Here is a 24926-nt window from a genome sequence, read left to right as displayed (position 1 = left end):
CAATATAATTTTCTTGTGGGGTGGACAGCGTTCGACTGAGCGCTCACGCCGAAGTCTTGTCCGCCCAGGACGGGCGAGACGCCCATCCCACAAGAGTTTTAATCATGCACCATTTTAGCCTTGCCACGCTACTACGTGTATTTCAGAAATCAAATATAAGTCCTATATAACAACTCAACAATTACTCGAGTTCAGAAATTTTAACCCTAATAACAGCGCCGCTACAGTCCCCGCTACCGCAATTTCTCCTTGGGCAATTTTTTCTAAAACTTCATCTACAGGAATTAATAAAACTTCGATTTCTTCTGTAATATCTAACTGTTGTTCTTTGACTTTGACAACATTTTTAGCTAAAAATAAATGTATTTGATTGGTATCTTTACTTGGTTTATCGTATAGAGTGGAAATTTTCCTAACTTGTTGAGTAATATAACCAGTTTCTTCTGTTAATTCTCTAACTGCTGCTACTTCTGCACTTTCTTGGTGAGGGTTGAAACTTCCTGCTGGTAATTCGATAAAAAAATCACCAACAGCGTGCCGATATTGCCGCACAAAGACAATTTCTTGATTAGTAGTTATCGGTAAAATTAAAGCTACTTCCGGTTTAATATTTACGAAATAATCATCGATAATTTTGCCATTAGGTAATTCGATTTCATCTTGCCTGACTTGACACCAAGGATGATCTAATACCATTTTGGATTTAAGGATTGTCCATTTTTTTAAATTAGTCATTGGGCATTGGGCATTGGGCATTGGGCATAGGATAAAAAAGCACTCTTACAACAGTCAACTGTCAACAGTCATCACTCAACAAAATCTTTTTCGGTAAAAAAGTATAACAGATTGGTACAAATAACTAAACTTTAGCGCTAAAGTGTGATATTTGTGTAATTCACCTGGCTTGAAATCAAGATATTTATGGAAGTTCAAGTAAAAATATTTACTGTCAATAAGCGGTTTCCCTTGACGATTAGTCGGGGGACGACGGCACAGACAACAAATATCTGGGTGACTGTTTCTCAGGATGGGATTGAGGGCTGGGGGGAAGCGTCGCCTTTTGGTGTGGGCAATCATTCACAATCAACTGATAAAATTAAAGATGCTTTGCAGCAAGTAACGCCAATTTTGCAAGGATTTAGCCCGTTACAACGGCAGCAAGTTGAAGCTGAGTTAATTAAATTGCAGGTTCCTTCGGCGGTGAGGGCGGCGCTGGATATGGCGATGCATGATTGGTTGGGTAAGCTGGTGGGGTTACCATTATGGCAACTTTGGGGACTGGAACGCGATCGCATTGTCCCCACTTCAGTTACTATCGGCATTAATACCCCAGAAGGGGCGCGAACTAGGGCGCGAGATTGGTTAAAATTTACAGATATCCGTGTTTTCAAGGTAAAGTTAGGTAATCCGGATGGCATAGATGCAGACAGAAAAATGTTATTAGCAGTCAAAGAAGAAGCACCAAATTTGGAATTCTTTGTTGATGCTAATGGCGGTTGGAGTTTAAGCGATGCAGTAGAAATGTGTAATTGGCTAGCCGATTTAGGTATAAAGTATGTAGAACAGCCATTGCCCAGGGGACAGGAAACTAGTTTAGTCGAACTCAAGCAGCATACATCCCTGCCGATTTTTGTGGATGAAAGTTGCTTTACCAGTGCTGATATTCCTCAGTTAGCTAACTATGTTGATGGTATTAATATCAAATTAATGAAATCAGGCGGCTTAACCGAAGCCATGCGCATGGTACACACAGCCAAAGCCTATGGTTTGCAAGTTATGTTTGGTTGCTATTCTGATAGTTCGCTAGCGAATACAGCCGCAGCACAACTAGCACCTCTAGCTGATTATCTCGATTTAGACAGTCATTTAAACTTAATCGACGATCCTTTTGTGGGTGCTTCAATTCACCAAGGGAAAGTTTTGCCCAACGATTTACCAGGTTTGGGGGTACAATATATTGCGTCTGCCACTTAATCAACGAATAGCTATTTTGTTACATGAGGGAACTGCTGGCCCTCAAGGAAAAACCGGGTTATCATTGTTACGTTACAGTGAAGCCCCAATCGTCGCCATCATTGATCGCGAATGTGTTGGTAGATCCTTAACAGACATCACAGGTATTAAGCGTGATGTTCCCATAGTCGAATCTGTAACCGCATCCTTACAATATCAGCCGCAAGTTTTGGTAATTGGGATTGCTCCCAAAGGCGGTACTGTACCAGATGATTATTGGATAGAAATCAAAAATGCCTTACAAGCTGGGATGTCATTGGTAAACGGTTTACACACGCCATTAGCAACCATGCCAGAATTAAATGCACTGCTAAAACCAGGGCAATTAATTTGGGATGTGCGCAAAGAACCAGCAAATTTAGGCATTGCTAGCGGTTTAGCGCGTACCCTTCCCTGTCGGCGGGTGTTGACTGTGGGTACTGATATGGCGATTGGTAAAATGTCAACTAGCTTAGAAATGCATTGGGCTTCAAAGCTGCGGGGTTGGCGTTCTAAATTTTTAGCTACCGGTCAAACTGGTGTCATGCTAGAAGGGGATGGTGTAGCCTTAGATGCTGTGCGGGTAGATTATGCGGCTGGCGCTGTCGAACAAATGCTGATGCGCTATGGTAAAAACTACGACATTGTGCATATTGAAGGGCAGGGTTCTTTATTACACCCCGGTTCAACGGCGACTTTACCCTTAATTCGTGGTTCTCAACCTACCCAACTAGTGTTAGTTCATCGTGCCGGACAAACTCATAACCGCAATAATCCCCATGTACCGATTCCGCCTTTACCAGAGGTGATTAAGCTGTATGAGACAGTAGCGAGTGCTGGCGGTGCGTTTGCTCCTGTGCCTGTGGTGGCTGTAGCTTTAAATACTGTTGGTCTAGATGAAAATGCGGCGAAAGATGCGATCGCACAAACCACAAAATTAACTGGTTTACCCTGTACTGATGCCGTCCGCTTTGATGCTAATGTCCTGTTAGATGCAGTGATGAAAAGTTAATTTTTATTTGGTTTGCAAATATATGAACTCGTTGTCATCAGCGAGTTTATATTTTGGAAATCAAGGTATACCAAGTTAAATAATTTTTGCGATACATCAATATATTCTAGAGGGCACGATTGTATTCTTTTTTCAAATTGGTACAACATAGTCATGATTTTGGGGTTTTGGGGTTGTGGAGGAGACGCGATAAATCGCGTCTCTACAAGATTTAATAATGACAAATGACCAATGACCAATCTACACTAATCGCAAATAAGGACACTTTTCTAAAAAACTAGCTGCTTTGTCATGCGCATTAGGATTATCAATATGGACGGGTGTAGGGCGGATAATTCCATTAAATAAGTCATCTAAGCCGTAGGGGGTAAAAAACTCCCATTGTCCTTGCAAATCTATGCGCACCCCTACAGCCGTAGCAGTATGCAACCATTGGGAAATACCATCTTCTGTACTCTGGTAGGTTGTTTCACCTTTGCGCCAACGGTTAAAACTAGCTTGATTTTTCACATCAAATTGCTGGTCGGGGAATTGTTCGGTGAGTGTAGCTTTTGCTGCTAGTTCTTGAGCGCGATCGCCTTGGATATCGTAAAATGCAATATCAAAATCCTTAATTACTAACTCGCAGTCATCGCCAAAAATTGCGCGCCAGACTGTATTACGTACCGCACCACCGGCTAACCACCAATCAGGTAGATGAAGTTGCGCGATCGCGGGTAAAATCATCCCTACAGGTGTATCAGCTAAGATCGTCTGTAAGCGAGTGTTACTGTTCATATCAAATTTGTAATATTTGCCACCAGCAAGCGAAAATATTAGCATTCATCATTTACTCAATTTTGTCTAGCTCTTCATACATAGGATTAAATTAAATTTAATTAAAGTTTAAATTGTGAATTTAATTTTTAATTATGGAAGACTTCTTTGCCAACATAGAACCGATTCTGAATCAGGAAATACTTTCCCTCTCAGATGTACAGCAAAAACTACTCAAAGAAACCAGCATTGATGAAAATCAACCGGGTACAATTCTGCATGACTTTCAAATTTTAATTGACTTTCTTCAACCTAAAGGTGTAGAAGTCAGTAGTGTAAATAATCTGCTTCCTTTAAAAGTTCTCTCGGAACTTAATTTACGTTTAAGTCACCCAATTGATACAAAACTGAAACGTCCTGTACAAAAATCCTATCCTTACATCAATGGACTTTATTTATTATTACGTAGTTCGGGAATTGGGCAAATTACATCTCAAGGTAAAAAACAATTTTTAGTATTAGATGAAGCTGTATTAGAATGTTGGTCTAAACTCAATGTTACAGAACGTTATTTCACCTTACTGGAAGCTTGGTTAATTTGGGGAAATAATGAAGTTTTAGGCGAACGTCACGATTCATGGAATAATTTATTTAAATGTATTCAGTTTTGGGGCAGGATACCCGATAAAGGCTTAACATTTACCAAATATGACGATCAACAAAGTCTTGGCTATTATCCTGGACTGCATAATGTCGCTTTATTAGAGTTATTTGGATTCTTAACTCTTAACCCCGGAAAAGCTCAAGAAGGTAAAGGCTGGCGCATTGCTAGTGTAGAAAGGTTACCACTTGGTGATGCTATATTTATGTTGCTGTTTCCTATTGGTCTTACTGGAAACTTTGATGAAGATATTAATGTAAATTTTGGACAATTACATCCAACTTTACAGCCATTTTTCCCAGAATGGCAAAATAATTTAATGCTTCCTCAGCAAGGGTTTACTGATGGAATTTATATTTTTAAAGTATCTGTTTCTAAATCTTGGCGACGAATTGCTATCTCTGCAAAAAGAGAATTAAGCTGGTTAGCTGGAACAATTCTTGATGCTTTTGATTTTGATGATGACCACCTATATGAATTTATTTATAAAGACCGTTTTGGTCGCACATGTACAATCGGTCATCCTTACATGGAATCACCCCCATTTGCAGATCAAGTCCGCATTGGCGATTTACCTTTAGAACCGGGTGCAAGCATGATTTATCATTATGATTTTGGCGACAACTGGAAATTTAATGTCCAATTAGAAGCCATTGAACCGCCAGATAACAAAATTAAAAAAGCCAAGATTTTAGAAATTCACGGAGATGCACCCCAACAATATTGGAGTGAAGATGATGATTGGATTGAAGAGGAGTAAAATAAAGGCAATTTAAGCGTGGATGTTAATCAGCAAAAAGAACAATTTAGTAATGCTTATGTCAGAGCAGTTGCATCAATTGCTGGCTATTCTGTCTACAGACCAGAAGTAGACGATGACAGTGTAGACTTAGGCATAGCAGCAAGAGGAGGTACAGGACGCATTCGATCGCCACGTTTAGAATTGCAGTTAAAATCAACATCAAGAGAAGTTCTCGATGACAAGGCTATTCGCTATCCGCTCAAACTCAAAAACTATAATGACTTAAGATTAGATGACTTCGCTATTCCCAGAATTTTAGTGGTAGTGTTAATCCCTGATAACTTAGCAGACTGCTTACAACAATCAGAAACAGAACTCTGTATGAAATATTGCGGATACTGGGTATCTATTAGGGGAATCGCTCTGACAAAGAATACAACGGCTGTAACTATTACTATACCGAGAACTAATCAATTTACAGTGACCGCGCTCCAATCAATTATGCAAGGAATTGGTCAAGGAATAAAACCATGAAAGTTACTGTACGGGATGTAGAAATTCTCAAGAGTATCGAAATACAACAACTAAAAGATTACTTAAAATCTCATGGTTGGTATGAAGACCATCCTTTTCTTGATAATGCGACAATTTGGCTCAAACCCGAACATCAAGACTTTGAAATTTTATTACCAACTAAACAACATCTTGGCGATTATTCTACGCGAGTTCAGGAAGCTCTGGCAATTTTAGAAGAAGTAGAAAATCGCTCACAGATTGAGATTTTAAGTGACTTAATAACTAATGCCTCTAATATTACAATTCAAGGAGTAGTTATAGGGATTGAAGCTCCTAACGCTGATAAATTGAGTGGAGAAATTACATTACTCGGTGTGGTTTTTGATAGACTTCGTCAAATTAAAACAGAACTAGCTGACCACGAATATATTTTAGCTATTAAAGCCTATCAAGAGCGTTTACCAGTGCTATTTACTGGTGATTTAATCAAGGAGAATAACATATTTATTCTCAAAAATTATAAAAATTTTATGCTCACTCAGCATTAGAAAAGCATCAAATATATATTTGATTGAAGCGTGTCTAGAACATAATATATTCAGTGATTACCAAAAACTTATATACAAGCTTCGGAAGCATCCCAAATGTGCAAAAACGCCCTCACCCTATAAGGGTGGGGCTAGAAATACCAAGCCTGCCTTCGCAGGCTAAAAGTTTGATAGCCTGCGAAGGCAGGCTTTGTTGGTATAGCAATACCCTTCTAGGGTATTGCGTCAAAATTGGGATGCTCCCCAAGCTTCTAGGCGTATTTCAGAACTTCTTCTATAGAGAAATTGCGCTGTGCATTTAACTTGATATACCGATGTTTTTCTGCTAGAAATGCTTTTCCATAATATTCATATAAATCTGCTTCGGCTTGTTCATCAATTGCTTCCCATAGTTCTTTAAAATGGCGATAGCGTTTTTCACACATCACTAGTTCTATACAAGTAATCGCAGCCTGAACTACTTGCGGAGTACGCAAAATATCTTTCTTGCTTTTCTCATTCAAATGAAATAAATGCGATACTAAACTTAAATCTTCAGATGATTCCAAGTAACTATCTTGCAAATTGGAAATTAAATCTATTTGCTGTATTGGTAACTCGAAAATCTTTTGCCACAATAAACGGTGGTGAGAAAGACTAAATTGTAAATCTCTCTCTTCTAAAGCGTTTAAAATCGTTTGGCGCTGTTCGGGACAATGTAAGTAAATCCGCAATAATAAACCCTCCGCACGTTCTAACAAACCGCGTTCGCTAGAACTAGGTGAAGCCTGAGAAGCTTTATTAATCTCCGCCTTTCTCTTAAGTGGTACAGGTTGAGAATAGCTATTAGCAGGTGAAATTTGAGTCAGCAAATTTTCGACTCGTAGAGGAATGAGTCTGCTATCTCCTAAGCTGAGAATTTCCGCACAATAGGAAATATAATAATTTCGTGTATCGTTATTAACTATATTTTTAAGTAATTTTACTATACTCTGAGTTACTTGCTGAAAATCTGTAGCCTGTTTTAAATCCCGGTCTTTGAGGATTTGATCAATTTGCCAATTCAGCCACAAAGGCGCATCAGATAACAATTGGCGATAATCTTCTGGGCTATGGCTATGCAAGTATTCATCAGCATCTTTACCATCGGGAATATTGAGAATTTTTAGCTGAACTTCGCCCATATAAGCGAGTTCGGCAATTTCCCCGATCGCTCTATTTGCAGCATTATTTCCTGCTTTATCAGCATCAAAATTCAGCACCAACTGTTTAGACTCGGTATAGCGTAATACTAGCTTTACTTGCTCTAAACTTAAAGCTGTACCCAAAGAAGCCACAGCATTATTAATCCCCGCAGCATGAAGAGCGATCGCATCAAAATATCCCTCCACCACTACAGCTTGATCGAATTGGGAAATCCCCGATTTAGCTTGATCGAGGGCGAATAAAGTTTTACCTTTACTAAAAAGCTCGGTTTCGGGGGAATTGAGGTACTTTGGTTGCTCATCGGTGAGAGTGCGCCCACCAAAGGCAATTACGCGCCCTTGGATGTCACGGATGGGAATCATCAAGCGATCGCGAAACACATCATAATAACCGTTCCCTTCCTTGCGTGGTTTAATTAATCCGGCTTTTTCTACCAATTGCACCGGATAATGTTTACTATCCACCAAATAACGGTATAGTGTTTCCCAACCTGCGGGCGCATAACCTAAGCCAAACTGCTGTATGGTTTCCTCTTTCAGCAGGCGATCGCTTTTTAAATACTGTAATGCTTTTTGATCGGCAGATTGTCTCAGGGCGTGTTGATAAAATTGCGCTGTGGAAGCTAGAACTTCAAATAACTGTTCGCGCAAAGAAATCTGTCGTTGCAGTTCCTGTCTTTGCTCAGGTTCTAGGGTTTGTACAGGTACTTGATAGCGCCTAGCTAAATCTAAAGTCACCTCCGCAAACGAACGCTTCCCCAAATCCATCAAAAACTTAATTGCATTTCCTGAAGCTTGACAGCCGAAGCAATAATACATTTGCTTCGTTGGACTCACCGTAAAGCTAGGAGTTTTCTCATCGTGGAACGGACATAAACCCACAAAATCTTTACCGCGCTTGCGTAAAACTACGTACTCTGAGATGACATCTACAATATCAGCGCGTTGTTTAACTTCTTCAATTGTATTGGGGTGCAAGCGGGGGATGTACATAGTTGGTTATTGGGCATGAGGCATTGGGCATTGGGCATGGGGCATTGGGCATTGGGCATGGGGCATTGGGCAGAGACGCGATGAATCGCGTCTAATATTTCGTAGTGCGAGCATCTTGCTCGCTTTTGAACACCAGCGAGCAAGATGCTCGCACTACGAATTTCTTGGGTATTTAAAAAATTGGATGTCCCTGAACCCTTGTCTGTACAATTGTCATTAATCTTCCTTGTCCTCCTTATCCTCCTCATCCCCTCAGACTGCTGTTTTCTTTAAGAAACAAATGATCAATCGCTCCTGATGGCTATTATATTGTTGATGCTAAACCAAGAAATGATATATAGGATTGCTGAGGCTGATTCTTATAAGAGGAAATACTGAACATGGGGCGTATTTTTATTTCTGCTGCTCACGGAGGAAAAGAAGCCGGAGGAGTCGATCCGGGGACGATCGCAGGCGGGACAACAGAAGCTAGAGAAATGATTCTGCTGCGCGATTTGATTGTAACCGAATTGCGGGCGCGGAGTTTTGAAGTTTTAGCAGTTCCTGACGATTTGAGTGCAGCCAATACTATCGCCTGGATCAATTCTCGCGGGCGTTCCACTGATGTGGCGTTAGAAATTCACGCTGATGCAGCTAGTAGCCCCACTGTCCGGGGGGCTAGCGTGTTCTATATTGCCAATAATAATCAGCGTAAAAGTAATGCGGAACTTTTACTGTTAGGATTGTTACGCCGTGTTCCCCAGTTACCAAATCGGGGAGTTAGGCCTGATAGCGATAGTGGATTGGGGCGATTAATATTTTGTAGACAAACTGCGATCGCGTCTTTGTTAATGCAAGTCGGTTTCCTCAGCAGTCCAGAAGACCGTGCTTTACTCCAAAATCGTCGTCGCGATTTTGCTTTAGGAATTTCTGATGGCTTGGCTTCTTGGAGTCGCGCAGTTGACCCAAATCAAGGAACTCCCCCAGAACCAACTTATCCAACAATTAATATTACAGTTAACGGGCAAAAATATTCAGAACAAGGAATATTAATTAATGGCAATGCTTATATCCCCATTGATTTAGCTGACCGCTTACGAGTTGATTTAACCAAAATACCAGAAGTTCGCCGGATTACTTATCATAAAGTAGTCTATATTAAAGCAATTGAACTGCGAGATTTTAACGTATCTATAGGTTGGGATGCAGCAACTCGCACTGTCAGTTTACGTTCAATTTTAGTAGTTTGTCCTGGTCAATTTGACCGCATTATCTCCAATGGTAATACTTCCGAAGTCCAATTACAGTTATTTCTGCGAAATAATAATGAAAATGCTTTAGTGCAATTTCCAGATATCCCCAAACTCTACCGCGAAGAAGCAAGTACAGAAGGAATCAACTACGATATTGCTTTCTGCCAAATGTGTGTAGAAACCGGATTTTTACGCTTTGGTAATGATATTAGACCAGAGCAAAATAACTTTGCCGGGTTAGGTACAATTGGTGGTAGTGCCGAAGCCGCATCTTTTACCAGTGCGAGAATTGGCGTTAGGGCACATATCCAACATTTAAAAGCTTACGCCAGTTTAGAACCTTTAGTAAACGAAGTTGTAGACCCCAGATTTCGTTTTGTCACCCGTGGTGTTGCGCCCTTAGTCGATCAATTATCAGGGCGCTGGTCAGCAGATTTAGACTACGGTACAAAAATTACTGCTATGCTCAAACGCCTTTATGAATCAGCAGGGTTTTTATGATGATTTGGTCATTGGTCATTTGTCATTGGTCATTTGTTAGAGACGCGATGAATCGCGTCTGTACAATTGTCATTAGTCATTTCGCCTCCTTGTCCCCCTTCCCTTGTCCTCCTTGTCCTCCTTCCCTGTCCCTTACTGCGGCGGTCTTACGCAAGGTGAGGTACTAGAAGCATCAGTATCAGGGAACACAGCTAAAGTATGATACTCTGGACTGCCATCGCCGTATAAAATGCGGAAGGTATACAATTTCGTGCTTTGCCCACCTTCGGTAATTACGGTTAATAATGTATTATCTGTATAAGGTAAGCCGGGAATTGCCAGTTTTTTAATTCGTCTGAGTTGCATGACATTAGCTGAAGAGTTTTGGCAATCTCCTGTACCAGCACCTTGACCGAATTGCATACACATCGGCCCGTCAAAGTCTATCGTTACCTGGGATGGGTCATTTAACCAAACTTTTCTAATTTTTTCTCCTGAGGGAATAAAACTGAGGTTTGTTCCCTGTTGATACCAAATTTTAATGGTAGGTACTACGCCACTTAAACCTTGAGCTTGACAAGAGAAAATCGAGCGTAAAACAGCATTTTCAGCTACAGCGCGGCCTCCTAGCAATACAATTACAGCCATAAACCCAAAAGCAGCCCAAGGCAGAAATTTAGAATTATTCAATATATCCAGGCAAAAAAGGCGATTTTTTCTCATATATAAACCAAGGCACATGAGGAGGAGCAAGGAGGCAGGGGAGCAGGGAGCAGGGAGCAGGGAGAGAAGACAAGGGAGACAAGGAGGACAATTGTAGAGACGCGATTCATCGCGTCTGTGCCCAATGCCCAATGCCCAATGCCCAATGCCCCATGCCCCATGCCCAAATCCTAAAACTCCATTGTTTGATTGATATAGATTTCCACTTCTGTACCGGCGGGTAAGAACCAGACGTTAGTGCGTTGCATCATCTCGGAGATGGCTTGTTGATTGCGTTGGGCAATTTGCGGTACTACCGTGTTCATCCCACCTTCTAAGGCGGCGGCTATCATGTTGCGTTGGGGGTTATTGGTGGTAACTACAGTACTTCCGGCGCTGGTACTTACAACTTGAGAGTCTGTACGATTCATTAACTCAGCAGCTTTACCCAAACCACCCAAGACAAACAATCCTATATCCATACCGGCAATAGATGAGCCGCGATTAGGATATTGTTTGGCTACTAGCGGTCTACCTTGAGTACCGCGAATCACGATCGCATTTGGCGGTAAACTATTTTCAGTGATGCCATTGCTATCTTTAGCGATCGCTTTTACAACTTTCAGCTGTACTAATCCCTGTTCAGAAAGGGAGCTTATTTCTGTTAATAACTCAGTTCCCGCCGGAATAGCCACGCTGCCATCTACACCTTTTAAAGGCTCTTGTACCCGCACCACAAAGGTATTTTTAGCGCTCTCGCCTTCATTATCGCTATTGTTAGCGGATGCATTAGCAGTTTCGCCAAATACAGCCGTCGCTAGCACCGCTTTAGCGCTTGTTCCTACAGCTAAGGATTTGGAACTCTTGGCTTCTTTATTCGCTATCAGAGTAGAGTTGTCTGTTTCACTGGCTGTTGTTTGTGATTCTGGTGTAGATGCCGCAGCAGGGTTATTTGCTTGTTGTTCTGGATGGGGATTGCTGGCTGTTGGAGTATTAATATTTGCTGATGCTATGTCTCTAACAGGTACTTGACCGTAACTACCTAACTTAGCCAAATTATTCCACATCTGAAAAGGATCTAATTTAGGTTGAGGCGTGGCTTTAACTGCTGGGGGAATATCTGGTTTGACAGCTACTATTTGGGGTGGTTGGGGTACTGGTAACGGTTGAGAGGCGATGGGTGTTTGTGATGGAGTGGGTAAATCAACCATGCGCTCAACAGTCATAATTTTGGGTACGTTGCTTGTTGTTGCGGTAGATTGTGCAACTGTTGATAGGGGTTGATTTGGCGGTTGATTTTGAATATTTCTCAGTTGTTTTTGTGCTAACTGTACCGCCTCTGCTTGTTCAGTCAGCGCTAATTTAGTTTTAAGAGTTTCAATTTCTAACTCTTTGGGTTGCGATTCATCAAGTAGCGGCGTTTTTACCGGGGAAGCGATATTCTTCTTTTTTGCCTTTTGATTGTTGCTAGACATAAGTTGAGTTAAAAACCCACCAGCACACAAAGCCACAGCAAAAGTCGCCGTACCTACCAAACCTAATTTGGCAAAGGGATTGGAAGCAAAAGATTGTTCAGTTTTAACTTCTGATGGTTGAGAAAACGATGGTTCTAAGTTAGCTGATTCATTAACTGATTCTTCTATTGTGTCATCACGGTCAAATGAAAACTCTCCATTGTCTAACCCTACTAACTTTGCCATCCTTAATTCCCAATCTTGAGAATCGATTTCTAATTGAGAATCATCATTTAGGGAAATTTTGGTTGAACTTGAGTAGCGAGTCATAGTACGTCCTAAGGTAACTTTTCGGAACAGGTTTTATCTTTTAAGTCACAAACTTTGTAAATTTGCAGTCTAGCTGCACCAAGGCGATAAGCAGCCAAATGTAAAGCAGTGGGAGATTGAGGTAAAGAAGCAACAGGTTCATCGGTAGTCTGGATAAAAATTTGCTGATTTACGGGAATTGATTCACCAAGCCTATCTGAGTTGTGAAAAACTAAGAGATTAGCAATCATCTCGACTTTCCATTTACCCTCAGCGATTTGTTCGGGTTGAGAAATTCTTTGAATTGCCAATATCTGCTCAGTAGCTTGATAAGAACTAGATATTCTTTTTTCAGAATTTAACTTATTTATTTGTGTTTGTAATTTTGGTTGAAAATCTTCAGTCACCAGTTGAGAGCTAATGTCCCAAACTGTATTTGGTGGTAGTTGCTGTGACCAAGTTAACATTAAAGTCATAGTTTCGCCAACAAAATGGCGAATAGTTTGTTGATATCTTTCTTGATTCTCTTGTGGATTGGCTGTAATTGACCGACCATCAATTAGCTGTACCAGGCTTGGTAAGGCGATTTGCTGGTTCAATCGCTGCAACATCGACCCATGAAACATCAAAACAAATAAAGTTAAGATATTAACTCCCAATGTTCCAACGGCAAACATTGGTAAAATATTAGTCTTTTTATTTTCTGATTTAAGTAGCTGCATTATGTCAGTTGTCAGTTGTCAGTTGTTAGTTGTTAGTAGGGGCGGGTTTGTGAGAGATTTTCATGGATATTTGATGATATCTGTGAACCCGCCCTTACAGTTTTCATTTGTTTTTAAATAGTGATTTTATCGAGTAAAATTACCAGTTTTGCGTTCAATTTCACATTGATTTGAATTTGCACCTTGTAAATTATCATAGGCGTCGATTAAACATAAATTGCGCATCTCGTAAATTTCTAGCTGTTCAGCACGTACAGCATAAATTGCTCTTTGCAAAACTGTTAATTGCTCAATTTGCGGATAATCAAAATAATCTACTGCCCTCACCAATATATCTTTATTAAAAGGCACTATGAGTCTTTTACCATCAGATTTTTTAGTTTGAATTAAATCGGCTACCATCCCCACTTGCCATTTACCTGGTTCAATTTCTTTAGGAGGATACACCCTTTTAATCACTAATTTACCGGAAATAACTTGTTCTTGATTATTCGCGAAAACTTCCGGTGGAGTCATAGCTGCAATTTGGCTTAAAAAGCCTTTGCGAAAATCTTCAGATAAAGCAAAGCTTCCAATCCAACTACTAGTAGTAACTTTTTGACTTCCACCAGATGGCGTTTTAATTAATATTCCTAAATCTGGTTTAGGGTTACCTACTTCTTCAATTGTTTGTGGCGGTAAAGTTCCTGACCAATTAAAAATTGAAGTCATAGTTTTACTTACAAATTGGCGAATTCCTTCTGGATCTCGTGCTAAATTATCAGTATTTCCAACAGGTTTACCATCAACTGTCTGCACAAAATTCGGCTGTTTTCGCAAACTAAGCTGGCGAATATTCAAGCCTTGCATCATTAAAAATAGCAGCAATAATACCTGCAATCCAAAAGTAGCGATCGCAAAAATTGTTAAAATACTAACTGTCTGTTTTTTCTTCTCTAATAACCTTACCATCTAGACCCTCGCTTTTACCCAGTTAGCTGTATTCGCAATTCCATTAAAAACCGCAAATCCTCCCGCCGCCGCCGTCAATAATGATAAAATTGGCGCTAAAATTCCTAAGAAAATGATGAACCACATCAAATCAGGGTCAGCATTTGGATCTTGTGCCGGGCCATTGACAATTACAGATGCAGTTAACACCGCAATAATATTAAACGAAATCTTGGCAATTCCCAGAGAAATAAACCCAGTCAACCAAGCGAAAATCGGTTTACCTGCGACAGGTAATAATGAACTACCAACCGCTAGCGGCCCTAAAGCTGCTATCAGTAACATTGTTGCTTCAATTAAATTTTGAAAAGCATACTGTAAGGAAAATAAGAAATTTTTAATACTAGTTTGAACTGTCGAACCTAACAAAGCATTAAAAGCAGTTTCCGAAACATCGCCTGTACCGTAGCTAATCTGATTTACCTTATTTTCTAATCTTTCAATCCAAGTTTTATTACCATAGGAATTTCTATATTCTTGCCAAAGATTATTGATTTTCTCTGTAGCTTTAGTAAAGCATTGGGATTGTTGTTCCCCATTCAAAGACTGACAAGGACGCAACAAAGAACCAGCCACCTCTTCCGCCACACTCATATTCAGCGCTTGCTGATAAACTTTATCGGTATCTGCTGTAGTCACTACCTGTTGATTCACCGAATTAATGTAGTTGCGTACCCCTAAAGTCAAACTCGAAAGAATACTTCCATTCCCAGTATTATTTAATAAAATCACCACCACAAACGGCCAAATCATCGATGAAATCGGACGAGAATATTCACCCTCAAGTACATCTTTCAGCCATTGGATGAGGAAAACTAATAAAGTTCCTACTGCAAAAAATATGCCTAAATTCGTCAGTGAACCATATATATTGTCACTGGGATTTTTTTGTAATAAATCTAGCCATTGATTCTCCCAGCTTTCAGCAATACTTTGGGCAGTTGTTACCCCATTACCGAGAACATCATTAATACCTGTATTCGCTGGAATTTGTAGAATATACTGCATTTTTAAGTTTAAATTAAGGCAGAAGGCAGAGGGCAGAGGGCAGAAGGAAAGTTAACTGTTGACCATTGACCATTGACTATTGACCATTGACTGTTGACCATTGACTGTTGACTATTGACCATTGACTCTTACTTTTCTTTCCTCCCAAATAAATCCATTTGCGAAGTTGTGCGTAAAAGCCTAGCAGCTTCGGCGGAGGAATCAACACGCCGCGCCCGGTTATTGTCTTCGATTTGTTGGGAAATATTGGCTAAATTTAAATTAGAATATTGCAAGAAATGATTTACCTGCATTGTCTGCGCTAGTGTTTCTCCAACAATTCTGGATTGTTGACTTTGAATTTGAATATTTTTCAGTTGTAAATCAGATTCATTGCTATTTAATAATGCTCCTAAACCAGGAATACCCGCAGTAGTTAATTGACCGAGTTGTGATTGAAAGCTACCCAGAAAATTTTGATGGCTTTGATCCGCTTCTTGGGCAATTTGGGAAATATTTGCTAGAGTTTTTTCTGTATCTTGTAACTTAATTTTTGTTCTGATTTGACCAGTTTTACCCAAAACGCTAGCTATAGAACTAAGGGTAATGAGGCGATTAATTTCATTAGTAGCTGTTTTCGACTTCAGCGCCGGATTGTTATCAAATCTATCAGAGATAGAATTGACAACCATCACATTCTCTAACCTATCTCCTGCTGTAATCGGATTAGGTAGATTCATCTGTCCTGTAGATTCATTCAGCGCACTTTGAGACTGCATCTCAACAGGCTTTAATGTCGAACTCAAATTATTTTTGAGATAGTTTTGTAATTCGCTGGAATAGGATTGAAAATCGGCTAAAACACTGCCTAATTGTGCCATTGCTGGGAGTGTGGCTAGCAATCCTAAACTAAGCGTGAAAATAAGAGTTTTTTTCATAAATTTGTCATTAGTCATTAGTCAGTTGTCAGTTGTCAGTTGTCAGTTGTCTCCCTTGTCCCCCTTGTCCCCCTTGTCCCCCTTGTCCTCCTTCTAACTTCCGCGCAAAGAAGCGACTAATTGACGCGCAAAGACGGAAATTGCTTCATATTTATCGCGGTGGCGTTGCATTGATTGTTGACGCGCAGATTGTTCGTTGGGGTTGTTTGCAACTACGGCTAGTTGTTCGTAACCGGGATAGTAGCGACAGAATGTATAAATTCCGTTGTCATCTAGCAACCATTGGCTATAAATTCCCTCTTTGCGGGGGAAAAAGCTTTCCGATGCGTTGCGGGCGATAATTTCTTTGGGATATTTCAAGATATTGACGAAACTATCCACAGCTACCGGTTGAATTCGACCGATTAATCTGGTAGTGAGGTTTTGTAAAATCTTGGCGGATGCGGTGGATTTGGCGATGGTATCGGGGTCTTGAGCCGATAAAATGACTCTAATCCCAGCTTTAGCACCGTTAGCGCAAATTCTGCCCACTAAGTTGGCAATTTGGTCAAATTCAAACAAAATCGGCGCTTCATCGATAAAGAATATCGAGGCGGGACTGCTGAGTGCGCGACGTAAAGCAGCAGAGTAAGCACTCAAGGAAAGTACAGCCGCATCTTCACTATCGGAGAGGTTGCGGAGTGCAAATACTAATAGTTTGGCGTCTGTACGGAAGCTGGAAGGGGAAGAAATTGCTTGTCCGACACGGCTAGAAAGCCAAAACCGCAAGCGTAATTGAATTTGACTCAATGCATCTTCTACTCTGCTGCTGAGAGAATCGAGTTGCAGATGTTCTGGGGAACAGAAATATAAGAAATCTTTCAGGGTAGGGGTTTTTTGCCAAGCTAGAGAACCGAAACCGCCAGCCATTGCTTCTTGATAACGCTGTTTGATAGTGCGATCGCTAAAAAAGGCTGACAATGCTAAGTTGATTATGGAACGCACTGTCTGTGCCAATAGGGGGTTTTCTATCGATGAACCCAATACCATTGTCATCAGCGCCGATTCTAGGAAGGCTGTATAATCGAGCATCCTATCTTTTTGTTCTTCTGCAGTTAAAGCACGCAAATCTGGCTGCTCAAATAAGTTATTTGATTGTTTAGAAATATCAAAATAGGCTCCATTTCTCTCCATGAATTCTGTATAGTCAGTGAAGGTAGATGTGCCATCGGGTTTGGGGAAATCTAGCGCCACAACGGGAATATCATGGGCTAAAGCTTGAGTTAAAATTCCCGACACTAACACCGATTTTCCGGCTCTAGTTGTCGCAAACAAAGCTAAATTTTTATGCTGAGTAAATAAATCTAAATGTACGGGTGTCCCACCTTCAGAAGCAATTAATTCAAACCCTTGACTATCACCTTGTCTTGTTAATACCACAGGCATTAATCCGGGAACTTCGCTAGTTAAATATAATTGTCTTCTGTTAAAGGGTTTAACTAATAAACCTTCCCAAACTATGGGCAAAGATTGTAACCAAATCTTCCAAGCATATTCGGTTTCTCTAATTACCCTGGCTGGACGTTGGAAACAGTTTTCAATATATCTTGTAGCTTCATCCAATTGTTCCACAGTTGGACGATGGACAAAAATCGCTATACCTGTATATATAGGTATGGCTCCCTCATAAAGTTGTTCTTGAGCGGCGACAGATTTCTTTAACTTTAATTGGGCATTAACGTCAATTGTCCGACTTTTTTCTTGAGCCATCAGCGCTGTCATATTTGACTGCTTCAAAACTCGTTGTAAGGTAGTTTTAACTAACGCCGGATTAGCGGCTGTCAACTGACAAAATATTTCCGTATTAACTACGGTTTCTCTAGAAAGTAATTCCCATAAATACCGCAGTTGAGAAGATTTATTTGCCCAACCACCAGGTTTTTCTAAAAATGTCAAAGCGCCAATATAGCTATTATTCACATTTACCCACCGCCTGTCTGCACAAGGCACGCCAGATTCCATCAGTAGGGTGGTGCTGTGAATATTTTCTACTAAAAGTTTTGTACTCGGTAATTCTGAATAAGCTTGTTCGTGGAGTCCCGTTTCATCTAAGGTGAGCAATTGGGGAATTTCTATCGGCGGTGTATCGTTAAATCTCCGCCAAATTTCTCCCCATAGTTGTTTAGCTGTTAATGGCTTAATATCTAAGCCCATTTTGTTAGATAACAACTGTTCCCAACGACTAAAACCTTGTTTATAGGCGTTAGTAATTACAGTCTCAAGACGCTGGTTTTCAACTTCCGCAATATCACCTTTAAATTTCAACCACCAAGCTTCACTTCTAGCTAAGAATTTTTCAATCAAATCATCGGCATTGCTGGCATTGGGTTCGACGGTATATGTAACGTAAATTCGCAGAAATTTCGGTTTACGAATGCCAGAATTTGTCAGTTCCTTAGTTCTGGCGCGTTCTGCCATTAACAAGTATTTAATATCTCGCGAACTGGTATTTCTGGCTAACTCAGCTAATTCTTTTTGGCGTTCTTTATCGTCAATAAACGAACCCAAATGCAACGTCATTTTTTCGCCGCTAGGGATATCCTTTAACCCAGCTTCGATGTTGTCAAAAATAGTATCAATTTGTTCGCTTCTGAGGGTACTGTGAATTCCTCGGCATTCAAACCCAAATACAAAGCAAAATCTATCTTTTTGGTTGCCTTTAGTTAATATATAACCGCCAACGTCGCGTCTATTAAACGAGACGCGCAACATTGTCGCTAAATGTAAAGCGTCTTCAAAGGGTGTTAACCTGGCGTTGCCGGCGGTACCGATGCTTTGTTTTCCGATTTTTTGCTTCATGATTTATTTCTAACAAGCTTTGATAACGTGCAAAGCCTCTTGTCCATGCGGGAACGCCGATGAATTTACTTAAAAAACTCCAACTTCTACCACCAGTTAATATCCACCAAGTAGCCATTCCCCAACCGGCGATGAGGATTGTCCACAACCATTTTTTAAAGTCATCTTGGAATAGTCCGCCAAAGATGCCGTTAACTATAAAGTAGGCAGCTAAAGCAATGACTGTCCAAGGTAGAATTTGATCTGCTGGTAGCGGCCCTAATGATGGTTGGCTACCTAATATTTGATTGACTGGACGAAACTCTTTATCTGGCTCTTGAGACATGATAATTTGTCATTGGTCATTGGTCATTGGTTACAATATGCGCCTTTATTTACTGGGATTGCCAATGACAAAGCCGGTGAGTACATCTGCAATTGTGACTGCAACTACTACTAATAAAGGAGTTCTGGCGATGTTTTGCCAATCTTCGTCTTTGCGCACGGCATTGACTACGCCAATTAAGGCGACAGCTATATATAGTAGATACAATGCGCGTAAGACGTTGAAGACTAATCCCACAGCTAGTTGAGTGTTACTGCCACTACTACCTTGAGTTAGGGTATTTTGAAAGAAGTCTTCGGCTTTTTTGAAAAATTGCGCTTGTGCTGGGGCGGCGAAGTAGTCCAGCCAGAATATACTCAATAGAGCGACTACTGCTAATATTTGCAGTGAAATTAACTGGCGTTTTGGTAATTTGATTTGTTGTCCTATTTGCTGTATGACGATGGCAATTAAACTGCCCATTAATAGACAAAAAAGTAATACAGGACTTTTCAGACTAATTACACTGATTAATACTGTACAGGCTAACAAAAATGGAATTGATTCAATTAGCCGCAACCGCCAATAGTTGAGGGTTTTGGGTAATTGAGTGTTCGCTAAGTTTGCGAAGAAGTGACTCTGATTAGAGCGTTGCTTAAACATTTGAGCAAATTTCCTATTGATGGTTAGTCTCAGATAGCTCTGCCATACAAAACTTATTATTTCATCTATGCGCTATTCTGTGCGATCGCCTAATTTTTATTCTCTATAGGCATTTTTTTAATGCGAGGTATTCTTTTTCGCTTAACATCTTCATAATCTTGTTAACCTCCATCGGACTGATAATGTGCAAGTCAAAGTTGTTTGTCTTCACTCTCGACGACAAACTTAATCTACTGAGATTCAGCCATTTTTATTATGACGAACCTCTTGCGTAAATTTACGGTGGTAAATGCAAAATTTCAGGGGAAGAACTTCATCAAAATTAAACAGAACTATCTTCCCATACCCTGGAGCTTAATATTCAGGACTAGTTTAATACCTGATCAAAGTAATTCAAATGAGTAATAATACTCATTGACACAGATGAGCATATTGTAAATTGCTACTAAACTCATCGGTCAAAAATCCGCAAATCCCCTCAGTGACAATATGTCAACCCATCGCCAGAAGTAAACTAAATCTCAGAAAAAACTTTATCAAATCCTTAAAATTGCAATTTGTTAAGTTTTTCTTTACCCTTTGTTAAAGAGACAAAAATCAACATGAACATAGACTCGCAAACCCCATCGGATGCAGAAGCAACAATGTTTTCCCATATTCCCGTTTTAAGTCGGGAGTTAATTGAAGGTTTAGCGGTGCATCCAGGGGGACATTATCTAGATGCAACAGTTGGTGGTGGCGGTCACAGTCGTCTATTGCTAGAAGCGGCGTTAAATGTCCAGGTTACAGCCATTGACCAAGATGCGGATGCTTTAGCAGCAGCACAAAAGTATTTAGCTGGATATGAAGAACAAGTAAATTTCGTTTATAGCAACTTTGCAACTTATGAATTTACACACGGTACATTTGATGGTATAATAGCCGACTTAGGTGTGAGTTCATATCATTTAGATACACCAGAGCGCGGCTTTAGCTTTCGTCTTGCAGCTAACTTAGATATGCGCATGGATCGAGGACAATCATTAACTGCGGCTGATGTGATTAATGATTGGGATGAGGGAGAATTAGCAGATATCTTTTTTAAATACGGTGAAGAAAGATTATCGCGACGCATCGCCAGACGCATTGTAGAACGGCGTCCTTTACAGACTACTGTAGAATTAGCCGAGGCGATCGCATCTTGCGTACCACCAAAATACCGCTATGGACGCATTCACCCAGCTACCAGGGTGTTTCAAGCATTGCGCATTGTTGTCAACGACGAGTTAAAAGTTCTAGAAACCTTTTTAGAGAAAGCACCCAATTCTCTAGTTCCTGGGGGAAGAATAGCCATTATCAGCTTTCATAGCTTAGAAGACAGAATAGTCAAGCACAGCTTACGAAATTCGCCATTATTGAGAGTTTTAACAAAAAAACCCATTACAGCTCAAGAATCAGAAATAGAGCAAAATCCGCGATCGCGCTCTGCTAAGTTGAGAATAGCCGAGAGGATAGATTGAGATAAGGGAGACAAATAATTCAAAATTCAAAATTCAAAATTCAAAATTAAGAATTCTATTTGATTTTTGCCCAATGCCCAATGCCCAATGCCCCATGCCCCATGCCTATTGACTAATTTTTCTCGGTAATTCAATTTGAAATGTAGAACCTTCTCCAACTTGGCTGAAGACGCTGATTTTACCTTGCATCATCTGCAATAAGGATCTGGTAATGGCTAAACCCAAACCCATACCTTCATATTGACGACTATTACTTTGATCGACTTGGCGGAATTGCTCAAAAATACATTCTAAGTGATGGGGTGCAATTCCTATACCTGTGTCTTGCACCGCGATCGCAATTTTATCGCTGGATATGTCCCAAGCTTTGACTGTGACTCTACCTGTGGTTGTAAATTTAATGGCGTTTAATAACAGCTTAACTAAAACTTGTCTGAGGCGATCGCTGTCATTCATCATTGAGTTATCAGCCAGGTTAATCTCTACTTGTAAATCTAATAGCTTTTCTTCGGCTAAAAAACGATGTTCGGCTACGGTTGTTAATACTAAATCCGCTAAATTAAATTCTTCTGGGTAAAAACAGACATTACCGGCTTCCACATTGGCAAAGTCCAGCATATCTTCAATAATGGACAGCAGATGGTTTCCATTGTTGAGAATGCGTTGCACCATTTCTATTTGTAGTTGAGACAAGCTGGAGGTGCGCTGACGCAATAATACCTGTGATAACCCCAAAATCACGTTCAGGGGTGTGCGCAGTTCATGGGATGTGGTAGCTAAAAATTGTGACTTTAACTCTGCTGCTTCTAGTAGTTGTTGGTTTTGTAGCTGCATTTGCTGGCGAATTTGTTCGAGTTCGCGATTTTGCGCTAACAAAATTTCGTTTTGTTTGGCTAGTCGTTCTTCTCGCTCCTGCAAAACTTGCAGCATAATAGCATTGTTGATCGCGATCGCCGCTACTTCACCCAATGCATCTAAAAGATTTTGTGATGCTGTATTAAAAGCATGGGGATTTTCCCAATTTCCAAGAGCCAATACTCCCAATCTTCCTGCTTGCGCTGATTTAATGGCTACAGCATACATAGAAGCTGGGGTAAACGTCGAATATGTTGGCGTATAGGACAATAAAGGACATGACACTAACTCATCCACAACAGAGTCTGGTTTTTCCCTACTTCCTTTAAATAGCTGGGATACACCAGTAACAAATACCTGATTTAGTAAACTAGAATTGCGATAAAAAGGCTCATCATCGCCAATTGAGTTTTCCCATCCACCCCAGCAGCTATGTTTAGTTTTGAGATTTCTATTGAGCTGGAGAAAACGTAATTTTTCCGCACTTATTCCCACAGTGCTATTTAATTCTAACTCTTGAGTTTGATCGTTATATAAAGCTATCAAACAAAACTGAGCGCTATCCACAGTATTACGCACTTCCCTGACTATTAATTCTAATAAATCTGGTAAATGGATAAGTCGCTGATTTGTCAGGTTAGTTAGTAGCTGGAGTATCTCTAGTTGTTGAGGTAGTTGGGGGGAGATTGATTCTTTCCCCATATGGCTGTGCTTTCCAGTTAACATCATAAATTGACTAACGGCGATTTGCTGCTATATCCGTTGGTGTTGCTTTTTGTCAGCTATGTTCAATCGCCAACTGTTCCAAACCTGTGCTGATGTAGGTTGTATTTAGGACTTACGCAGTGTCAGATATTTTTCCTGCTTTTTGTCAATGGTCAATAGTCCATAGTCCAAAAACCTGAATTTTGACTATTGACTTTTGACTTTTGACCACCCTTGTGAGGGTTTTTTGTTCGGTGCGTAAGTCCTATGATTAACTTTTGGCGCAGTTTGACGAATATTGATTCTGCAAACACACAACGGCTGATCCCGAAAAATTTTTGCTTTACATGCTCTGGCTACTGACAATTGCAGTTATCAAGTAGATTGTGGCTAAATTCAGTTGCTAACTATATTGATTACTTCATCTGAGGTTTACCAATGAGGTTTTGAAAGTTCACTCTGTAGTGATTATTTTATCAGTTTATTTCCATAAATACACTAGTTTCTGGTCAGTGATTATACTGGTTTTTTACTTTATTTATCTTTATATTTTATCTAGAAAAAATTAAATTTTTAGTAAAGTGTTTTACTGCTATATGCTCAAAAATTTTGATAAACTTGAATTGGTTTTTATCTAACATAAATAAGTATATGGTATGACCAAATCAATCAAAATTAATTCCTAATTTGTGAGGGATTTTATATATTAACGAATTATAGAAATAATGAGCTATTGCAGTAAACACGAGATAATCAGCGATAAAATCCTTGCGAGATAGAAACTGATTAATTTAGTTTTTGAATAAACTAAGCCAACTACTATTAATTTACTAATTTTAATGATACTCGTAACATATATTTATTTTGAATTGAAATTATATTCATATATTTATCCAGTATTTGCATATTATCAATAGTTATATTTATGAAATAATGGTGTTTGTATAATTAAAAAAATATAAAATTTGCCAAATTTTCTCCTGTTTATAAAATATTTGTAAATTTATCCGAAGAAAAATATTAATTTGACGGATTTAAATTTTATCTAGATAAATAACCAATGAAAAACTCCACCCACAAGGGGATAGAGTTTCCTACCGTTTTACATAAAAAATTAGTTTTTACCACCATCAAATAAATTCTGAAATTACGCATCAAAAATTAGCTGTACTTATGAGAAAGCCAATAATGGCAGATTTGAGCAGATTGCTAGATTCCCACTCCCGATGATGTTTCATACAGATATATTTAATTGATCCATCTCAACTAACACTGAGCTTTTTCTAACATAAATAGCCGGCAGGGGGTCAAGACCTCTTGGGGGTGTCACACCTTAGGGAATTTAACATCGTGCTAATCCTGTTTATACAAGGGATTAAGCGTGAAAGCGATCGCAAAATCAGGTAATACCCAAGTAAATTTATATAATTTCTTCATGATTAAGTAGAGTGATGCCAAGAATAGTCATTGGTCATTTGTCATTTGTCATTGGTCATTTGTTATACCAATCCGCGTTCCGATACATAATTAAGATTTTTGTAGGGACGGGGGAACCCCCATTGGTGTCAACTTAAGTTCAAACGCCTACCCCACAAGCTTTTTACCCCTCCCCTTTTTCCCCTCCCCGTAAACGGGGAGGGGACGTTTTGGCTTTAGACAAAACTGGGGTGGGGTAACGCGGATCTTGATGGTAAACGATTTGATGCAAAATCCAGTCTTGATAAGGGTTTCGCGTTAAGTTGACACCAATGGGTTTCCCCGCCCTTGCATGAATTTCCCCGCAAAAAAGGGACAAAGCATTGCTTTGTCCCTCAATTAAATAAAATTCAGATGGGTGAAACTAA

General features: G+C 39.9%; 20 protein-coding genes. 7 read left to right on the top strand and 13 right to left on the bottom strand.

Features of this window, described 5'->3' with window-relative positions; all coding sequences use genetic code 11:
* Nucleotides 1–174: 174 nt before the first annotated feature.
* Nucleotides 175–735 (bottom strand): NUDIX hydrolase, encoded by a 561-nt coding sequence (locus tag AACW45_RS19625; RefSeq protein WP_190628726.1) that lies wholly within the window; start codon nt 733–735, stop codon nt 175–177.
* A 186-nt stretch (nt 736–921) separates the two neighbouring features.
* Here AACW45_RS19625 and AACW45_RS19620 point away from each other — a divergent pair, with 186 nt between their 5' ends.
* Together AACW45_RS19620 and AACW45_RS19615 are read left to right on the top strand one after the other, a co-directional pair.
* A complete protein-coding gene (locus tag AACW45_RS19620; protein WP_190628724.1) occupies nt 922–1974 on the top strand; it encodes a dipeptide epimerase in 1053 nt (350 codons plus the stop codon).
* Nucleotides 1958–3004, top strand: a complete 1047-nt coding sequence (locus tag AACW45_RS19615) for a DUF1611 domain-containing protein (protein WP_190628721.1) — start codon at nt 1958–1960, stop codon at nt 3002–3004. The genes AACW45_RS19620 and AACW45_RS19615 overlap by 17 nt, the downstream gene beginning before the upstream one ends.
* Nucleotides 3005–3244: 240 nt before the next feature.
* Here AACW45_RS19615 and AACW45_RS19610 read toward each other — a convergent pair whose 3' ends face one another.
* Nucleotides 3245–3781: a nucleotidyltransferase family protein gene (locus AACW45_RS19610; protein ID WP_190628718.1), complete on the bottom strand. Its 537-nt coding sequence runs from the start codon at nt 3779–3781 to the stop codon at nt 3245–3247.
* A 134-nt stretch (nt 3782–3915) separates the two neighbouring features.
* On the opposite strand from AACW45_RS19610, the gene AACW45_RS19605 reads away from it, so the two are divergent.
* Genes AACW45_RS19605 through AACW45_RS19595 form a run of 3 tightly spaced genes read left to right on the top strand, consistent with a single transcriptional unit; the run spans nt 3916 to nt 6227 of the window.
* Nucleotides 3916–5181 carry a plasmid pRiA4b ORF-3 family protein gene (locus tag AACW45_RS19605; RefSeq protein WP_190628716.1) on the top strand — a complete coding sequence of 422 codons (1266 nt, stop codon included), beginning with the start codon at nt 3916–3918 and terminating at the stop codon, nt 5179–5181.
* A gap of 18 nt (nt 5182–5199) precedes the next feature.
* The gene (locus tag AACW45_RS19600; protein ID WP_190628714.1) at nt 5200–5697 is read left to right on the top strand and encodes a DUF4365 domain-containing protein; all 498 of its coding nucleotides are present in this window, start codon (nt 5200–5202) and stop codon (nt 5695–5697) included.
* Nucleotides 5694–6227 carry a hypothetical protein gene (locus tag AACW45_RS19595; protein WP_190628711.1) on the top strand — a complete coding sequence of 178 codons (534 nt, stop codon included), beginning with the start codon at nt 5694–5696 and terminating at the stop codon, nt 6225–6227. Before AACW45_RS19600 ends, AACW45_RS19595 begins: the two co-directional genes overlap by 4 nt.
* Nucleotides 6228–6478: 251 nt before the next feature.
* Here AACW45_RS19595 and dnaG read toward each other — a convergent pair whose 3' ends face one another.
* Nucleotides 6479–8404 carry a DNA primase gene (dnaG, locus tag AACW45_RS19590; protein WP_190628709.1) on the bottom strand — a complete coding sequence of 642 codons (1926 nt, stop codon included), beginning with the start codon at nt 8402–8404 and terminating at the stop codon, nt 6479–6481.
* A gap of 380 nt (nt 8405–8784) precedes the next feature.
* Here dnaG and tftA point away from each other — a divergent pair, with 380 nt between their 5' ends.
* Nucleotides 8785–10137, top strand: a complete 1353-nt coding sequence (gene tftA / locus AACW45_RS19585; RefSeq protein ID WP_190628707.1) for a hormogonium tapered terminus morphoprotein TftA — start codon at nt 8785–8787, stop codon at nt 10135–10137.
* A 132-nt stretch (nt 10138–10269) separates the two neighbouring features.
* On the opposite strand, the gene AACW45_RS19580 is transcribed toward tftA, so the two are convergent.
* From AACW45_RS19580 to AACW45_RS19540, 9 genes are all read right to left on the bottom strand, one after another.
* The gene (locus AACW45_RS19580; protein WP_373462032.1) at nt 10270–10839 is read right to left on the bottom strand and encodes a hypothetical protein; all 570 of its coding nucleotides are present in this window, start codon (nt 10837–10839) and stop codon (nt 10270–10272) included.
* Between the two features lie 170 nt (nt 10840–11009).
* Nucleotides 11010–12602 (bottom strand): TrbI/VirB10 family protein, encoded by a 1593-nt coding sequence (locus tag AACW45_RS19575; protein ID WP_190628704.1) that lies wholly within the window; start codon nt 12600–12602, stop codon nt 11010–11012.
* Nucleotides 12603–12610: 8 nt separating this feature from the next.
* Complete coding sequence (locus tag AACW45_RS19570; RefSeq protein WP_190628702.1) at nt 12611–13303, bottom strand: hypothetical protein; 693 nt, start codon at nt 13301–13303, stop codon at nt 12611–12613.
* Nucleotides 13304–13429: 126 nt separating this feature from the next.
* On the bottom strand, nt 13430–14254 hold the full coding sequence (locus AACW45_RS19565; protein ID WP_190628700.1) for a hypothetical protein: 825 nt from the start codon (nt 14252–14254) through the stop codon (nt 13430–13432).
* Nucleotides 14255–15301 carry a hypothetical protein gene (locus AACW45_RS19560; RefSeq protein WP_190628697.1) on the bottom strand — a complete coding sequence of 349 codons (1047 nt, stop codon included), beginning with the start codon at nt 15299–15301 and terminating at the stop codon, nt 14255–14257.
* A gap of 128 nt (nt 15302–15429) precedes the next feature.
* Nucleotides 15430–16236 (bottom strand): hypothetical protein, encoded by an 807-nt coding sequence (locus tag AACW45_RS19555; protein WP_306414980.1) that lies wholly within the window; start codon nt 16234–16236, stop codon nt 15430–15432.
* Nucleotides 16237–16311: 75 nt separating this feature from the next.
* Nucleotides 16312–19056, bottom strand: a complete 2745-nt coding sequence (locus tag AACW45_RS19550) for a hypothetical protein (RefSeq protein WP_190628695.1) — start codon at nt 19054–19056, stop codon at nt 16312–16314.
* Entirely contained in the window at nt 18992–19381 is a 390-nt protein-coding gene (locus AACW45_RS19545) for a hypothetical protein (protein WP_190628693.1), read from the bottom strand. Before AACW45_RS19545 ends, AACW45_RS19550 begins: the two co-directional genes overlap by 65 nt.
* 45 nt (nt 19382–19426) lie before the next feature.
* Nucleotides 19427–20023 carry a hypothetical protein gene (locus AACW45_RS19540; RefSeq protein WP_242045517.1) on the bottom strand — a complete coding sequence of 199 codons (597 nt, stop codon included), beginning with the start codon at nt 20021–20023 and terminating at the stop codon, nt 19427–19429.
* Nucleotides 20024–20625: 602 nt separating this feature from the next.
* On the opposite strand from AACW45_RS19540, the gene rsmH reads away from it, so the two are divergent.
* Nucleotides 20626–21522, top strand: coding sequence for a 16S rRNA (cytosine(1402)-N(4))-methyltransferase RsmH (gene rsmH, locus AACW45_RS19535; RefSeq protein ID WP_190628690.1), 897 nt, complete (start codon nt 20626–20628; stop codon nt 21520–21522).
* Between the two features lie 105 nt (nt 21523–21627).
* Here the strand turns inward: rsmH and AACW45_RS19530 are convergent, their stop codons facing one another.
* Nucleotides 21628–23079, bottom strand: coding sequence for a GAF domain-containing sensor histidine kinase (locus AACW45_RS19530; RefSeq protein WP_190628688.1), 1452 nt, complete (start codon nt 23077–23079; stop codon nt 21628–21630).
* Between the last annotated feature and the right edge of the window lie 1847 nt (nt 23080–24926).

The organism is Calothrix sp. FACHB-168, from assembly GCF_963889195.1.
Taxonomy (GTDB): Bacteria; Cyanobacteriota; Cyanobacteriia; order Cyanobacteriales; family Nostocaceae; genus Aulosira; species Aulosira anomala_A.
Note: the sequence above shows the minus strand (reverse complement) of the source record. Positions and strands in the feature narration are given on the sequence as shown.

Coding starts and splice junctions, on each gene's coding strand:
- AACW45_RS19625 (WP_190628726.1), bottom strand. CDS start 735: ATGACTAATTTAAAAAAATGGACAATCCTTAAATCCAAAATGGTATTA.
- AACW45_RS19620 (WP_190628724.1), top strand. CDS start 922: ATGGAAGTTCAAGTAAAAATATTTACTGTCAATAAGCGGTTTCCCTTG.
- AACW45_RS19610 (WP_190628718.1), bottom strand. CDS start 3,781: ATGAACAGTAACACTCGCTTACAGACGATCTTAGCTGATACACCTGTA.
- AACW45_RS19605 (WP_190628716.1), top strand. CDS start 3,916: ATGGAAGACTTCTTTGCCAACATAGAACCGATTCTGAATCAGGAAATA.
- AACW45_RS19595 (WP_190628711.1), top strand. CDS start 5,694: ATGAAAGTTACTGTACGGGATGTAGAAATTCTCAAGAGTATCGAAATA.
- dnaG (WP_190628709.1), bottom strand. CDS start 8,404: ATGTACATCCCCCGCTTGCACCCCAATACAATTGAAGAAGTTAAACAA.
- tftA (WP_190628707.1), top strand. CDS start 8,785: ATGGGGCGTATTTTTATTTCTGCTGCTCACGGAGGAAAAGAAGCCGGA.
- AACW45_RS19580 (WP_373462032.1), bottom strand. CDS start 10,839: ATGAGAAAAAATCGCCTTTTTTGCCTGGATATATTGAATAATTCTAAA.
- AACW45_RS19575 (WP_190628704.1), bottom strand. CDS start 12,602: ATGACTCGCTACTCAAGTTCAACCAAAATTTCCCTAAATGATGATTCT.
- AACW45_RS19570 (WP_190628702.1), bottom strand. CDS start 13,303: ATGCAGCTACTTAAATCAGAAAATAAAAAGACTAATATTTTACCAATG.
- AACW45_RS19565 (WP_190628700.1), bottom strand. CDS start 14,254: ATGGTAAGGTTATTAGAGAAGAAAAAACAGACAGTTAGTATTTTAACA.
- AACW45_RS19560 (WP_190628697.1), bottom strand. CDS start 15,301: ATGCAGTATATTCTACAAATTCCAGCGAATACAGGTATTAATGATGTT.
- AACW45_RS19555 (WP_306414980.1), bottom strand. CDS start 16,236: ATGACTAATGACAAATTTATGAAAAAAACTCTTATTTTCACGCTTAGT.
- AACW45_RS19550 (WP_190628695.1), bottom strand. CDS start 19,056: ATGAAGCAAAAAATCGGAAAACAAAGCATCGGTACCGCCGGCAACGCC.
- AACW45_RS19545 (WP_190628693.1), bottom strand. CDS start 19,381: ATGTCTCAAGAGCCAGATAAAGAGTTTCGTCCAGTCAATCAAATATTA.
- AACW45_RS19540 (WP_242045517.1), bottom strand. CDS start 20,023: ATGTTTAAGCAACGCTCTAATCAGAGTCACTTCTTCGCAAACTTAGCG.
- rsmH (WP_190628690.1), top strand. CDS start 20,626: ATGAACATAGACTCGCAAACCCCATCGGATGCAGAAGCAACAATGTTT.
- AACW45_RS19530 (WP_190628688.1), bottom strand. CDS start 23,079: ATGGGGAAAGAATCAATCTCCCCCCAACTACCTCAACAACTAGAGATA.